Source organism: Nostoc sp. DedQUE09 (genome assembly GCF_034530915.1).
Lineage (GTDB): Bacteria > Cyanobacteriota > Cyanobacteriia > Cyanobacteriales > Nostocaceae > Nostoc.
On the sequence record NZ_JAVRCE010000003.1, the window covers coordinates 114,134 to 127,954 of the forward strand.

The window sequence follows — 13,821 nt, forward strand, 5'->3', positions numbered from 1 at the left end:
AGTTTTTAATTTATTTGGGTGTAGCTCTAACGTAATCATCTGGCATTGGATGAAACTACTAAAAAAGTCTTATATCCCTAGTTAAGTGGATCGAAACGCTGCAAGATGAGAGCTATGAACACTACTGGCAAACCTACACCCATACAAATAAGAGCTTGGATAAATGTTAAAGGTGTGGTGTCAAACACTTGATTCATCATACTCCACTGACTGAACAGACATTGTAAAATCACCACAACCACAATTCCGATCGCAGGTGCATAGGCTACAGGTGTGCGTTTACCTTGGATTCTCACGACTAGAGATGGTAAAAACTGGGTAATGCTTAACAGGTAAAAGACTTCTGCTGCCACCAATCCATTAATCGCCATCGTGCGAGCTAAGGCTTCATTGCCTGTAGTTTGAAGTATCCATTGAAACACCCCGAAAATTACCACCCAATTGAAAACAGAAATCGCTAATATGCGCTTAAGTAAACTACCTGATAAAAGCTTTTCTCTAGGGTTGCGTGGTGGTTGCTCCATCACCTGTCCAGATTTTGGCTCAAAAGCGAGGGGAACAATCAACCCTACTGAACTAACCATGTTCAACCAAAGAATTTGGATTGGTAAGATGGGAAGCACAGTTGCCAGGAGAATGGCAATCAAAATTGTCATGGATTCGCCAACGTTAATCGGCAGCAAGAAGGCGATCGCTTTTCGTAAGTTGCGGTAAACACCACGCCCTTCCTCTACAGCCGCTTCTATTGAGGCGAAGTTATCGTCAGTTAGAAGCATATCCGCCGATTCTTTGGCAACCTCTGCCCCGGCTATGCCCATTGCTACACCAATATCTGCCTGTTTGAGAGCGGGAGCATCGTTGACGCCATCTCCAGTCATGGCAACAATTTCACCCTGAGACTGCAACGCTTTCACCAGATGCAATTTTTGTTCTGGGGCAACTCGCGCAAAAACCATACCTTCCTCGGCCGCTTGGGCGAATTCTTTTTCATCCATCTGAGCTAATTGCTGTCCGGTGAACACCTGTTCTTCAGTCGAGCAAATTCCCATTTGACGGGCGATCGCAGCTGCTGTTAGCGCATGATCCCCAGTGATCATCTTCACCTGAATCCCCGCAGATTGACAAGCTTTGACTGCGGCGATCGCTTCCTCACGAGGCGGATCGATAATGCCTTGAAGTCCTAGAAACACCAGTCCTCGATCGATATCATTACGATCCAAGGATCGCTTAGTGGCAACTTCTTTGCTGGCAAAAGCTAGCACTCGTAACCCTTGGTTTGCCATAGCAGCAACTTCCTCTTCCACTGCGGCAGGATTGAGACGAGCGAGTTGTCCTTGAGCATCGAACATGCGATCGCATCGTTGGAGAATTGCTTCTACAGAACCTTTGAGATAAATGATATTGAGCGATCGCTTTGCATCCAATTCATGCAAAGTCGCCATGTATTGGAATTGAGACTCAAAGGGAATGGTGTCTATTCTGGGTAATTGCTCTAGATTGGCTTGCGTCAATCCCGCTTTATTGGCAGCCGTAATCAATGCTCCCTCGGTTGGGGTTCCTACTAAGTCCCATTGTCCATCTCCCCATTCGATATGAGAATCATTGCAGAGCAATCCTGCTTCCAGGGATTCCCAAAGAGCAATATGTCCATCTGCATTGAAATCAACAGGCTGTTGATCCATTAGGATTTCACCATCTGGGGCATAACCAATACCGCTAACGGTGTAATGTTGTCCACCCGCATAAATCTTTTGAACCGTCATCTGATTCTCAGTTAACGTCCCAGTTTTGTCAGAGCAAATAACAGTGGTACTTCCCAATGTTTCCACAGCAGGTAGCTTGCGAATAATCGCCTTACGTCGTGCCATCCGGGAAACTCCGATCGCCAAAGTGACGGTAACGATCGCAGGTAATCCTTCGGGAATCGCGCTGACTACCAAAGCCACACTCGCTTTGAAAACATCAATCCAAGATTCGCCTTGTCCTAATCCGACTGCAAATGTCAGGGCAGCTAAACCTAAAATGACATACAACAAGCTTTTGCTAAATTTGTCAATATTTCGTGTTAGTGGTGTTTTAAGATTTGTGCTGCTTTCAATTAACTGCGAAATGCGACCGGTTTCTGTGGCATCTGCGATCGCTACTACAATCCCTTCTGCCTGTCCAAAACTGACGAAACTTCCGGCATACACCATATTGCTGCGTTCGGCTAATGGTGTTTCGATAGGCAGTGATGCCGTTGCTTTCTCAACCGGAACGGATTCGCCTGTTAAGGCAGACTCGTCAACTTGCAACCCACGTACACTTAATAACCGCAGATCGGCGGGTACTTTATCCCCAGATGCCAGCAATACTAAATCACCAAGAACAAGTTCAGTCGAAGCCAGACGGGTTTTTTGGCCATCGCGAATCAAAGTTGCTTCGGTAGTGACAGCTTTGGATAAAGCAGCGATCGCGCCTTCTGCTTTTGATTCTTGAATGTAGCCAATGATGACATTAATCAGGGTGACACCAAAAATTACTCCCGCATCTATCCAATCTTTGAGCAGCAGTGTCACCAGTCCCGCCGTCAGCAAAATATATAGTAGTGGTTGATTAAATTGCTCTAAAAATCGTAGCCAAGGACTTTTTCCACTTTTAGCAGTCAGTTGATTTGCACCCATCTGCTGGTGTCGGGTGGTAGCTTCTTCATGGCTCAAACCCGCTTCAGGATGGCTGGCTAAGGTTTGCACAACCTTTTGTTCGCCCAGAGTATGCCATTCATAGTTGAGTAAATCTTCTGTTGTCTGAGCAAAAGTATTTGTAGCGATCGTATTTGCTGTCATCTCAGTCTCCAAATTGAAGTAACCTTTAAACTAATTCGTAATTAAGACTCATCAGATTTAATATCGATTTCTCTGTTTGAATCTCTACCTTTTTTCAAATTTGTGTTGCTAACGAGAATCTTTTGCTAAGTTCATAAACATGCCACTCTTGCACACCCCAATAACGGAGAATCGATTCTGCTTGCCAGATTTCATCTGCTGTTCCTTCTACCTTCACCAAAAATTTTTCTTGGCAGGTAGCTGGCTCACAGAGCCTAGCTTGCCTTTCGGGAGCAAACCAACCTTGAAATGCGCCATAAACACTGCCAAAAATCGCACTCGCTCCACCCGCTAGCAGTGTACTCACCACAGATTCAACCGCTAATGCCGGCCCAACACCGGGAATAACTAATACCCCAAGTCCGGCTGTCAGTGCCAGCAAGCCCCCGGCTGTTCCTCCTGTAATTGCACCTGCTTTAGCACCTTCGATCGGAGTTATGGGATGTTTACCCGCATTAGCATCCTCGTGCAACTTTTCGTCTTCAGAGTCTAAAGTGAACACAGAAATTTTCTGCATGGGAAAGTCAATAGCTCTGAGTTCATCAAGCACCTGTGTTACAGCCTGATGGGTAGAAATGATACCGATTGCATTTTTAACTGGACTAAAATTCATAACAAAATCTCCTATAAAAATCAGTAAGTTTAAAACGAAGCTTTATTAATCTCCAAATAGGAAAAAACTATAGTTTTCTAGTGTGAGTAGTAACCGTATTAGTTTAGGTATTCGTTTTAAACCTCAGTTGAGTTAGTTTCGTTTATCCGCTTCTTTTTTAGGATTGCTGATGAATGTGAACGAAAAGTGAATAAATCGTTTATCTACCTAATTTCACTTTTAAATCACATTTGTCCCTCAAGCTAAAAGACAATACAAGTCAATGAAGTAATTGATTATTAGAGCTAGATATGAGCTTTAAGAAGATTTTGGTGGCGGTCGATGATTCACCTGCTACTGCAACAGTGTTTGCAAAAGCCCTAGATTTAGCCCAAAAAGATGCTGCTCAGTTAATGATTGGTCACAGCATTGAGCTAGCAGCTTCTAGTCAACTCACTATGAACTTAGTAGACCTGGAAATAGAAACACGATAGGCACAAATATTTTATGGTAGGAAAATCAAGTTCTTTTCTCCCCCTGCTTTATCTACCTACCTTCACCCGTAATTTTTGGGTTAGTCGATTACTAGGACTAGAATACATGGGGTTGTTTTTAGCAGGAATAACCGTTTTAATTCTGGTTTTCCTATCAACTCATACCCATGAAAATCTACACTGAAATTGAAATTCAGGCATCCGATGAGCAAGTCTGGAGCTTACTCACTGATTTTGTGAGTTTTCCACATTGGAATCTGTTTATTCGTCAAATTAGTGGTTTGCTGAGTGAAGGGGCACAGCTAACCGTTCACTTTCAGCCTCCGGGTAGAGATATTGTGATTTTTCGACCTACCGTGATTACGGTAGAACCTAATCGCAAACTGCGCTGGTTATGGCACTTTTTGATACCAGGATTATTTGACGTTGAACATAGCTTTATCATTGAACCGTTAGTAAGCGATGTCTACAACGGGCTACACCTACGCGTTCGCTTCATTCAGCAAGAATCTTTCCAGGGTTTACTAGTACCTTTGCTGGCTCGTCGATTAAATATCGACGTTCGCCAAGGGTTTGAAGCTATGAACCAAACATTGAAAACCAAGGCAGAACACATTGAAAATAAAAATCAGGAGGTCAGAAAGTTTATATAATCAGCTTTTTTCAACTATAGTAATAGCCTAAAATCGGATCGATGTTATTCCACAATCTCATAGCGCACTAACTTTCTAACATCTTCACGGGGTAGACCTAGTTCTTGGGCAATTGTCGCTTCTATTTGACTGAATTCTATCGTTGGAAGTTCTAATTCCAATCGCTTCAGGATGGGGTCTGCTGTTTCTACTTCTACCTGGGTAATTCTTTTAGTTCGGTTGACGGCGGCGTTAATGAGCAACACATTGACTGATACCCGTGCTTCAAGCTGAGTATCTGACTGAAGTTTTTTCTCGGTGGAGTAGGGTCGCCTTAACTCTTGAGCAGCAATGAAACTACAGCCAAGCCAAAACACGATCGCTACCAGTGGTAGAGGCAACCAAAACTCTAATCCCAGCCCTTGCAGCCAACGTTTACTAATACGCCACACACTACACCTGCTTCTGATTTTGCTAGGTCACACTTCATGTATATCGTAATGGGGTAGACAATCCTCTGAAATCTTACTGATGAAAGACGTTGAGATTGCTTCAATAGATTATTCTAAACAAGCACAAGTGTATAAAGGTGATGAAAATCTTACTGGTAGAGGACGATCCAAAGCAATTAATGCCACTGCAAATGGTTCTCTCTCAGGCGGGACACAGCGTCGATGGTGTCAAGGATGGTGAAACTGCTCAATGGCTTTTGGCTGAAAAAGAATACGATCTGCTGATTTTGGATTGGATGTTACCTCGGATTAGTGGAGTAAGTTTGTGTCAACAGTATCGGGCGGCGGGAAAAACAGCTCCCGTATTAATGATCACGGCAAAAGATACCACACCCGATAAAGTCATAGGATTAGATGCCGGAGCTGATGATTACCTCGTCAAACCGATTGATATCGTGGAGTTCATGGCACGGGTGCGGGCATTGAGAAGGCGATCGCCTCTTTGGCAAGGAGACACCCTCTGCTTGGCAGACCTCGAACTTCATCTCGATAGACTAATTTTGGAGCGACAAGGAGCGATCGTATCCCTTTCCAACCAAGAATTTCAGTTGCTAGAGTACTTCATGCGTCATCCTAAGCAAGTCCTGACTCGTAACCAGATTGAGCAAGCTGTATGGGAGTGGGGTAGTGAACCAGAAAGCAATTCAATCACCGTTCTAGTTCGTAAACTTCGCCAACGTTTGCAAACATTAGCAGCAGCCGATTGGATTGAAACTGTTTACGGTATGGGCTATCGCCTCAACCCTCCAGAACCATCTTGAAACTTGATATGGCTGAGACGAGACTAAAGTTGTGTGGTTCAATTACTTGAAAAGTCTTGTAATTACGAATTAGCATAAGTTGTGTTTAACCGCAGTCGTCGTAATTTAGCTCGTTGGTTTACCCTTTCAATGGGGTGCATTCTGATTCTCTTTGCTGGAGTCATTTACAATCTTGAGGTAAAAGACAAGCTCAAAGCATTAGATCAACTGCTTTATAAAAGAGCAGAGCTAATGGCAGCCAGTTCGCAATATCGGCTGTTTCAAGGACAAAAACAAGTCGATCTGAGCAATATACCGCTATTAGGTAGTGGTTCTCACCCTGCTGATATTGAACTGGTGTATGTTCGCTGGTATGACCCGTATGGTAAACTCAAGCGGTTTTTTGGTACTCCACCTCCAGAAAAGTTGGGAATAGCATCTGAGTTTCTCACGATTAAATCCGTTGACCAGTTTACAGGTGAGACGCTTTGGCTTCGTCAAGTCACCCTACCTGTTCAAGGAGGAAATTCGGTCATCGGTTATCTGCAAGTTGCTATCCCGCTGACAGAAACTCAAAACGATCTCAGAGAATTTCAGCTAATGTTGACCCTTGCTGTGCCTGTAGCACTGGGGTTAATTGGACTTACAGGTTGGGTACTTGGCGGCATAGCTATGCAACCCGTTCAGCAAGCCTATAATCAACTACAACGCTTTACATCAGATGCTTCTCATGAGTTGCGATCGCCCCTTTCTGCTATTTTGACCAATGCCCAAGTTGGGTTACTAATGGCAGCAGACCATCCTCAAATCCATCCCTCTGTGGAGAATATCATCGATAGCGCCAAGTCGATGAGTACCTTAGTCAATAACCTACTGCTGTTGGCTCGGCATCAGGGAAAATTAACTCCCGAATCTCTCAAAAAGGTTAATATTAATAGCTTGCTAGAGAATTTAGCTATTTATTACAATACTGTTGCTGCAAAAGCCTCGATCAAGTTGATCAGCCATTTACCAGAACAACCCATTAAGTTGTGGGCTGACCCCGATTTATTGCGGTTAGCTATTGAAAACTTGCTCAATAACGCCTGTAATTACACTCCATCTGGTGGAACTGTCTGGTTACGCTTAGAACCTCACCCAGATCGGGCAGTAATTCAGGTCATCGATACTGGAATTGGAATTCCAGAAGCAGATTTACCTTACATTTTCGATCGCTTCTACCGAGTTGATACAGAACGTGCCAGAGAAAGCGGCGGATTTGGGTTGGGATTAGCGATCGCTCAACAAATTGTCCAGGCTCACGGTGGTCATATTTATGTGATGAGCAATGAGGGTAAAGGCTCAACTTTCCAGATAAAGTTACCGCTGATGAGCCATTCCTAAATCACCTTTAAGAGATGATTCTTTGGTGGACTACTAGGCTAAACAGTCAAGTTTGAATCTGAGAATTTTACTAAATAACCTCAGTTCGGGTTAAGGAGGTTTATTCACCTCTAACTAGGCTTTACATATTTTGCTAATTTATAACCTGTTCCAAGCCTTGATAAAAGCAATCACTGCATGTCCGCAAGCATTCATCATTTTTGCAATATTATCTCTATTACCTACCCAATAAAAATTGTTGGCAAAAGATAGTTCCCATTGCCTACCATCTTCAATAGCATAAGCAATGGCAGGCATATTCATAATCGATTCAAAATCCATACAGCTTTTACCTAATTAACTGAGAAGGTCTAGAGATTTCTAGCTTTAGTATTCCCCGTCGCAAAACTTAATAATTGGGATGGTTTAAAACTTTAGTGAAGATAGGTTAAATAATGCCTATGACTAAAAGCAGCTTTATATAAAGCCAGTTTCAATTTCCGAAACAAGCCTGACAAAAGTTGTAGAAAAAGGTTAGCTTAACTGTTAATCACAAGCCGCACCCTAGCCGCGATGGTAAAAGAATTAGCAATTTGCACCCGTGGACTAACTAAGCAATTTGACCGTCACGTTGCTGTCAATGATGTTGATTTAGAAATACAGGCGGGGGAAGTATATGGACTAATTGGGCCGAATGGCGCGGGTAAAACAACTCTCATCCGAATGTTGGCAACTGCTGAGGAACCAACTACGGGTGAGATTTATATTAATGGCGATCGCCTACTCCGTGACAAGAGTAATCCTAAACTTAAGCGTCGTCTTGGCTACTTACCCGATGACTACCCACTGTATGAGGATTTGACAGTCTGGGATTACCTAGATTATTTTGCGCGTCTCTATCGTTTACGAGAACCACGCCGCACTCAACGCTTACATGAAGTTTTAGAACTAATCCAACTTGGTAATAAACGCAATAGTCGCATTTCTACACTGTCGCGGGGAATGAAACAGCGCTTAAGTTTAGCGCGAACCATTATCCACGAACCGATTTTACTACTACTGGATGAACCTGTTTCTGGGCTTGACCCTATCGCTAGGATGCACTTTCGGGAAATCATCAAGGCTTTGCAAGAAGCTGGGATGACTGTAATCATTTCTTCCCACGTTCTCAGTGATTTAGCTGAACTGTGTACTTCTGTGGGAATTATGGAACTTGGCTTTTTGGTAGAAAGTACCTCTTTACAGCAACTTTATCAACGTCTTGCCCACCAGCAAATTGTGATATCAACTCTGGGGAACCTAGAAGCACTATTAAGGGAATTAAAACATCATCATTTAGTAGAAGAGTGGGAGGTGATATCAGGAAAAAACAGCGTGCGGGTGAATTTTTCGGGCAAAGATGAAGATAGTGCTGAGTTGTTGCGATCGCTCATTAAAGCAGGCATTCCTGTGACTGATTTTCATTGCACCCAAGAAGACTTAGAAACTATTTTCTTAAAATTAGGTCACAAACAAGCATCTTAATGCGTCAATAAATATCACTCCCCATTTTTGGAGAAATTTTTTCCTATGATGCTCAATTTAATAGACAAAATCGGCGATTGGAATCCGCAACTATTACGGGAACTCAAAGGACGCCTAAAAATTTTTAATGTAGCGATCGCAGTTGCTACATCTCTACTTCTACAACTGGTAGTTTTTTTATATCAGTTACGCGAGTTTCCTAATGATGAATACTCGCTAACTGCTCCATACTGTCGTTTGCATAAAGTATATGAACTGAAGCAAAACCAGCTTTACCAGCAATCAAATCAATCTCAAATTGATGATTTCAATTATTTTTTATCAAAGAATTTTTGTCCGCAAAACGAAATTGATTGGCAGTTATGGTGGCGAGATCACTGGGAATATATATTCCTCTCTTTGAGTGTAATTTTTGTATTTACCCTCTTAGTTGCGGGAACTTATTTGCTGATTAACGATTTAGCTAAAGAAGAAACTCGCGGTACACTGAATTTCATTCGTCTCAGCCCTCAATCAGAAACAAGTATCTTGACTGGCAAGTTACTAGGAGTTCCGAGTTTAATTTATCTTGTTATCTTAGCAGCAGTTCCTTTACATTTGTTAGCTGGAAGTTCTGCCAAAATTGCCTTTAGTTACATTTTTACTTACTACGCAATTCTTGTTGCTAGCTGTATTTTCTTCTACAGTGCTGCACTACTATTTGGCTTAGTTAGTCGCTGGTTTAGCGGTTTTCAGCCTTGGTTAGGTAGTGGCGCAGTTTTGCTTTTCTTGCTCACAACGCTATTGATGGCATCGTCTTATAACAACGGTATAAATAATTCAACTGCTTGGTTAAGAATTTTCGCTCCTTGGGATACAGTAAATTATCTGTTTCCTAACTTGTTACGTGTATCCAATGATTCTCCCATGAAAAACTTGGAGTTTTTCTTTTTACCATTAGGAAAAAATGTTGTTAGTGTTGTTAGTTTCCACTTGTTAAACTTGGGATTGTGTAGTTATGGAATCTTACAAGCTCTAAAACGTTGCTTTCGTAATCCTCAAGCTTCAATCATCAGCAAGGGACAAAGTTATTTATTAGTAGCTTTTTGCCAGGTGATGATCTGGGGATTTAGCTTACAATTTTGGCAAAAGAATTCCAGCTTTTACGGACAGTTTGAGCCAAATCTAATTTTACTGGCAATATACAACTTGGGGTTAATTTTCAGTTTGATTGCTATTCTTTCCCCTCATCGTCAAGATGTACAAGATTGGGCAAGATATCGACATCAAGAAGTTTCTAGCCGCAAGAGTGTTTGGCAGGATCTAATTTGGGCTGAAAAAAGCCCTGCACTTGTGGCGATCGCTATTAATCTGGCAATTGTTATTATCCCTTTGCTAGTCTGGATTTTAATTACATCTGTTTTATATACAGACAATTGGTTAAATAGTAATATTGGCGGGTTTAAAGTACTTTTAACTGTAGCTTTGTCTGTCAGCATAATCATGATTTACGCTACAATTGCCCAATTAATACTTTTGCTGAAAACTCCCAAACGTTCTTTCTGGGCAATAGGTACTATAGGCGTGGTATCATTCTTACCACCAATGATTCTAGGATTTCTTGGCATATCGTCGTGGGACTATCCTACTGTATGGCTGTTTTCAACTTTTCCTTGGGCAGCGATACAATACTCTGAAGCGACAACAGTTTTAATGGCATTCCTCGCTCAGTTGAGTGTTTTAGCGTTGTTGAATTTCCAGTTGACAAAGCAGGTGAGATTAGCAGGCGAATCTGCTACGAAAGCACTATTAGCAGGACGCTAGTACCGCAAGGCAAAAGTCAAGAGTCAAAAGTCAAAATCAATAAAGCGTAGGCGTTTTGTTGATTTGGAATGGGTTGTTTATTTCCGCCGCGCTGTACTAGGTAAATAGTTATCCATTAGAACCCCGACTTCTTGAGGAAGTTGGGGTTCTTGCGTTAAGGTTAAATTTTTTATTAGCATAAGTATCATGATAATTTAACAATAATGCTAAATCTACCAACTCAAGACTTACGCCATACAGCCATCCAGTTTTTAGAACAAAGTCCCCCACAGCGTCTACAAGTTCTTAAGCAACTCGGCATAGCTCGTTATGAGTTTTTAACAAAAATGCGACTAAATGAAGCAAACATCATCTGTATAATGCGGTTTTTTAAATATCCAAGTCAGCTAAAATTTCCGAATTTAATAGGAGCAGATTTATCTGATTTAACTTTAGATGGAGTAAACTTTATCCGAGGAAATTTGTCTGGAGCAAATCTGCAAGGTAGTAGTTTAATCAATGCAGACCTTTTATTTGCAAATTTGATGAAAGCCGATTTGAGAAATGCAGATTTACGAGGTGCAACTTTGAATGATACTGTTTGGTTAGAGGCTCTAGTAGATAAGTGTAACTTTGGCGTTGGTACTGGTTTAACTGCGCTACAACGGCAAGATTTACAACTGCGTGGAGCTAGATTTAACCCTTGAGAAGGCGATAATTAAAACACAAAAAATTATAAGATTATTGGATTAAGATTGATCTGGATAAGCTAATGAGTATTAAATTGCCTCAAAAATTGATGCTGCTGGGTTCAGGAGAACTAGGTAAGGAATTTGCGATCGCAGCTCAACGTCTTGGTAATTATGTGATTGCCGTTGACCGCTACAGCAATGCTCCGGCAATGCAGGTTGCTGATGCTTATGAAGTTATTTCTATGCTCAGTGCTGATGATTTAGAAGCTGTAGTGACCAAATATCAACCAGATATTATTATACCAGAAATTGAAGCAATCAGAACAGAAAAACTGATCGAATTTGAGCAGCGAGGGATTACAGTTATACCGACTGCGGCTGCTACTAACTATACAATGAACCGCGATCGAATTCGGGAACTGGCACATGAAGAATTGGGGATCAGAACAGCTAAATATGGCTATGCAACAACTCTAGAAGAATTGATTGCAGTTTCGGATAAGATTGGCTTTCCCAATGTTGTTAAACCTGTGATGTCATCATCAGGGAAAGGTCAATCTGTAGTGCAGGATAAGACTGAGGTTGAGAAGGCTTGGAATTATGCGATCGCTAATTCTAGAGGCGACAGTCAAAAGGTCATCGTAGAAGAATTTATTAACTTTGAAATTGAAATAACTTTACTGACAATTAAACAGTGGAATGCACCCACTATTTTCTGTTCTCCTATTGGTCATCGCCAAGAAAGAGGCGATTATCAAGAATCGTGGCAACCCGCAGAAATTTCTGAAGATAAAATATTAAAAGCTCAAGAAATAGCTATCAAAGTCACAGATGCTTTAGGAGGAGCCGGAATTTTTGGCGTTGAATTTTTCATTACCAAAGATGAAGTGATTTTTTCAGAGCTTTCTCCCAGACCTCACGATACAGGAATGGTGACATTAATCTCACAAAATTTAAATGAATTTGAACTTCATCTGCGAGCTATTTTAGGCTTGCCAATTCCTCATATAGAACAGCTAGGAGCCTCAGCAAGTGCAGTAATTTTAGCTTCAGAAAACTCTGATTTGATTGCTTTTAGTGGTGTAGCCGATGCTTTGTCAGAAAAAGATGTAGATATTAGATTATTTGGTAAACCTAATGCTCATCCATATCGGCGAATGGGCGTAGCTTTAGCGAAAGGTATTAATGTCCAAGAGGCTAGGGAAAAAGCTACAAAAGCTGCAAGGAAAATTAAAATCATCTAGCTCTGTTAACTAAGCTGACTTACATCTTGTACCAGAACACCGAACAGCTAGAAGTCGCGGCTATATAAACGAAGTCTACCTAATTTCTTTTGTGTAATTGACCATGTGTCCATGTCAATTTCCTATGTTGGCATCAATCAGAACCGAGAGCGCACTTTGAGCAAATGTTGCTCCGTCCGGTGACTGTTCGATTGTTGCCATTAAGCTGGCTCCTCCAATCAGCAGAAGGTACTGTTGCGAAAAGAATTCTGGATTTTTAACGCCAGCCTCAACCGCCAAGCGCACAATAATTTGTCGAATTGACTCACGTAGGCCTATCGAAACCTGATGTGCTTTATGAGATGCATCGGCAATTTCCAAAACAGCATTGATGAACGGACAACCCCGAAAATTGGGACTTGAGTACCACTCACGCAACACATCAAACGTTCCTAATAAACGTTCTTTAGGTGTAATGCCTCGCTCTGAAACTGCATCCTCAAACCAGCACAACCACTGGATAGCGCGATATCTCATCACTTCCTCGATTAATAAGTCTTTGGAAGGAAACCAACGGTAAAGCGTCCGTTTAGCAACACCTGAGGCTGCAATGACTTCATTAATACCGACATGCTGAATGCCCTTCTGGTAGAAAAGTTCAGAAGCCGTTTCCAGGATTTGTTGCCGAGCGTGACTTGATTCAGTAGTCATAGTTAAACGAGTAGACAAGCTTGTCTCCTTTGAAATACAATAGCACCAACTTTTAGTAGACAAGTTTGTCTACTTTTTTTGTACATTTGAGGCAACAACCAATGGAATTTACCATTTACACGATTGATACCGCGCCTGAAGACTCTAAAGCAGCATTAGTCCACGCACAACAAACGTTTGGGTTTATTCCAAATTTAGAGGGAGTTTTCGCCCAAGCACCTGCATTGCTCAAAGGTTCGATGGCACTATGGGATTTGTTTGCTACGACAAGTTTCAGCCCAATTGAACAGCAAATCATTTATTTGACTGTAAATTATGAACACGAGTGTCACTACTGCATGGCAGCCCACTCTGGCTTGGCAAAGATGATGGGTATGAAGAGTGAAGATATTCAAGCGCTACGTGAGAATACACCACTCAAAGAGCCAAAATTGCAAGCACTACGCCGTTTTACGCAACGAATGATTCAAGCACGAGGTTGGGTTGAAGATGCTGAAATTCAGGAATTTTTAGTAGTTGGTTATGATAAGCAACAAATACTAGAAGTCATTCTGGGCATAGCAATTAAAGTGATGCACAACTACACAAACCACATTGCTAAAACGCCTCTTGATAAACCATTTCAGCCATACATTTGGTCAAAGCCTGGAATCGAGAGCGTCAATAGCATTTGACGGAACTCTAAAGGGTTTA

The 13,821-nt window shown here is 41.7% G+C and carries 14 protein-coding genes; 9 read left to right on the forward strand and 5 right to left on the reverse strand.

Annotation, left to right across the window (positions count from 1 at the left end):
* Nucleotides 1–77: 77 nt before the first annotated feature.
* Nucleotides 78–2,825 carry an HAD-IC family P-type ATPase gene (locus RMY27_RS02905; protein ID WP_322660248.1) on the reverse strand — a complete coding sequence of 916 codons (2,748 nt, stop codon included), beginning with the start codon at nt 2,823–2,825 and terminating at the stop codon, nt 78–80.
* 94 nt (nt 2,826–2,919) lie between these two features.
* Nucleotides 2,920–3,477: a hypothetical protein gene (locus RMY27_RS02910; protein ID WP_322660250.1), complete on the reverse strand. Its 558-nt coding sequence runs from the start codon at nt 3,475–3,477 to the stop codon at nt 2,920–2,922.
* Between the two features lie 290 nt (nt 3,478–3,767).
* Between RMY27_RS02910 and RMY27_RS02915 the strand changes: the two genes are divergently transcribed.
* Together RMY27_RS02915 and RMY27_RS02920 are read left to right on the forward strand one after the other, a co-directional pair.
* Nucleotides 3,768–3,950, forward strand: coding sequence for a universal stress protein (locus tag RMY27_RS02915; RefSeq protein WP_322660252.1), 183 nt, complete (start codon nt 3,768–3,770; stop codon nt 3,948–3,950).
* A gap of 167 nt (nt 3,951–4,117) precedes the next feature.
* Nucleotides 4,118–4,603, forward strand: a complete 486-nt coding sequence (locus tag RMY27_RS02920; RefSeq protein WP_322660254.1) for an SRPBCC domain-containing protein — start codon at nt 4,118–4,120, stop codon at nt 4,601–4,603.
* Nucleotides 4,604–4,647: 44 nt separating this feature from the next.
* Here the strand turns inward: RMY27_RS02920 and RMY27_RS02925 are convergent, their stop codons facing one another.
* Nucleotides 4,648–5,034, reverse strand: coding sequence for a hypothetical protein (locus tag RMY27_RS02925; protein ID WP_322660256.1), 387 nt, complete (start codon nt 5,032–5,034; stop codon nt 4,648–4,650).
* A 140-nt stretch (nt 5,035–5,174) separates the two neighbouring features.
* On the opposite strand from RMY27_RS02925, the gene rppA reads away from it, so the two are divergent.
* A complete protein-coding gene (gene rppA / locus RMY27_RS02930) occupies nt 5,175–5,855 on the forward strand; it encodes a two-component system response regulator RppA (RefSeq protein ID WP_322660258.1) in 681 nt (226 codons plus the stop codon).
* An 81-nt stretch (nt 5,856–5,936) separates the two neighbouring features.
* Nucleotides 5,937–7,217, forward strand: coding sequence for a HAMP domain-containing sensor histidine kinase (locus tag RMY27_RS02935; RefSeq protein ID WP_322660260.1), 1,281 nt, complete (start codon nt 5,937–5,939; stop codon nt 7,215–7,217).
* 138 nt (nt 7,218–7,355) lie between these two features.
* Here the strand turns inward: RMY27_RS02935 and RMY27_RS02940 are convergent, their stop codons facing one another.
* Complete coding sequence (locus RMY27_RS02940; protein WP_322660262.1) at nt 7,356–7,538, reverse strand: hypothetical protein; 183 nt, start codon at nt 7,536–7,538, stop codon at nt 7,356–7,358.
* A gap of 231 nt (nt 7,539–7,769) precedes the next feature.
* Between RMY27_RS02940 and RMY27_RS02945 the strand changes: the two genes are divergently transcribed.
* The 4 genes from RMY27_RS02945 (at nt 7,770) to purT (ending at nt 12,438) form a co-directional block, all read left to right on the forward strand.
* A complete protein-coding gene (locus tag RMY27_RS02945; protein ID WP_322660264.1) occupies nt 7,770–8,720 on the forward strand; it encodes an ABC transporter ATP-binding protein in 951 nt (316 codons plus the stop codon).
* A 45-nt stretch (nt 8,721–8,765) separates the two neighbouring features.
* A complete protein-coding gene (locus tag RMY27_RS02950) occupies nt 8,766–10,523 on the forward strand; it encodes an ABC transporter permease subunit (RefSeq protein ID WP_322660267.1) in 1,758 nt (585 codons plus the stop codon).
* A gap of 203 nt (nt 10,524–10,726) precedes the next feature.
* On the forward strand, nt 10,727–11,209 hold the full coding sequence (locus tag RMY27_RS02955) for a pentapeptide repeat-containing protein (RefSeq protein WP_322660269.1): 483 nt from the start codon (nt 10,727–10,729) through the stop codon (nt 11,207–11,209).
* A gap of 65 nt (nt 11,210–11,274) precedes the next feature.
* Nucleotides 11,275–12,438: a formate-dependent phosphoribosylglycinamide formyltransferase gene (purT, locus tag RMY27_RS02960; protein WP_322660271.1), complete on the forward strand. Its 1,164-nt coding sequence runs from the start codon at nt 11,275–11,277 to the stop codon at nt 12,436–12,438.
* A 114-nt stretch (nt 12,439–12,552) separates the two neighbouring features.
* Here the strand turns inward: purT and RMY27_RS02965 are convergent, their stop codons facing one another.
* Nucleotides 12,553–13,128 (reverse strand): TetR/AcrR family transcriptional regulator, encoded by a 576-nt coding sequence (locus RMY27_RS02965; protein WP_322660273.1) that lies wholly within the window; start codon nt 13,126–13,128, stop codon nt 12,553–12,555.
* Between the two features lie 101 nt (nt 13,129–13,229).
* Here RMY27_RS02965 and RMY27_RS02970 point away from each other — a divergent pair, with 101 nt between their 5' ends.
* Entirely contained in the window at nt 13,230–13,802 is a 573-nt protein-coding gene (locus tag RMY27_RS02970) for a carboxymuconolactone decarboxylase family protein (protein ID WP_322660275.1), read from the forward strand.
* Nucleotides 13,803–13,821: the final 19 nt, after the last annotated feature.

Coding starts and splice junctions, on each gene's coding strand:
- RMY27_RS02905 (WP_322660248.1), bottom strand. CDS start 2,825: ATGACAGCAAATACGATCGCTACAAATACTTTTGCTCAGACAACAGAA.
- RMY27_RS02910 (WP_322660250.1), bottom strand. CDS start 3,477: ATGAATTTTAGTCCAGTTAAAAATGCAATCGGTATCATTTCTACCCAT.
- RMY27_RS02915 (WP_322660252.1), top strand. CDS start 3,768: ATGAGCTTTAAGAAGATTTTGGTGGCGGTCGATGATTCACCTGCTACT.
- RMY27_RS02920 (WP_322660254.1), top strand. CDS start 4,118: ATGAAAATCTACACTGAAATTGAAATTCAGGCATCCGATGAGCAAGTC.
- rppA (WP_322660258.1), top strand. CDS start 5,175: ATGAAAATCTTACTGGTAGAGGACGATCCAAAGCAATTAATGCCACTG.
- RMY27_RS02940 (WP_322660262.1), bottom strand. CDS start 7,538: ATGGATTTTGAATCGATTATGAATATGCCTGCCATTGCTTATGCTATT.
- RMY27_RS02945 (WP_322660264.1), top strand. CDS start 7,770: ATGGTAAAAGAATTAGCAATTTGCACCCGTGGACTAACTAAGCAATTT.
- RMY27_RS02950 (WP_322660267.1), top strand. CDS start 8,766: ATGATGCTCAATTTAATAGACAAAATCGGCGATTGGAATCCGCAACTA.
- RMY27_RS02955 (WP_322660269.1), top strand. CDS start 10,727: ATGCTAAATCTACCAACTCAAGACTTACGCCATACAGCCATCCAGTTT.
- purT (WP_322660271.1), top strand. CDS start 11,275: ATGAGTATTAAATTGCCTCAAAAATTGATGCTGCTGGGTTCAGGAGAA.
- RMY27_RS02965 (WP_322660273.1), bottom strand. CDS start 13,128: ATGACTACTGAATCAAGTCACGCTCGGCAACAAATCCTGGAAACGGCT.
- RMY27_RS02970 (WP_322660275.1), top strand. CDS start 13,230: ATGGAATTTACCATTTACACGATTGATACCGCGCCTGAAGACTCTAAA.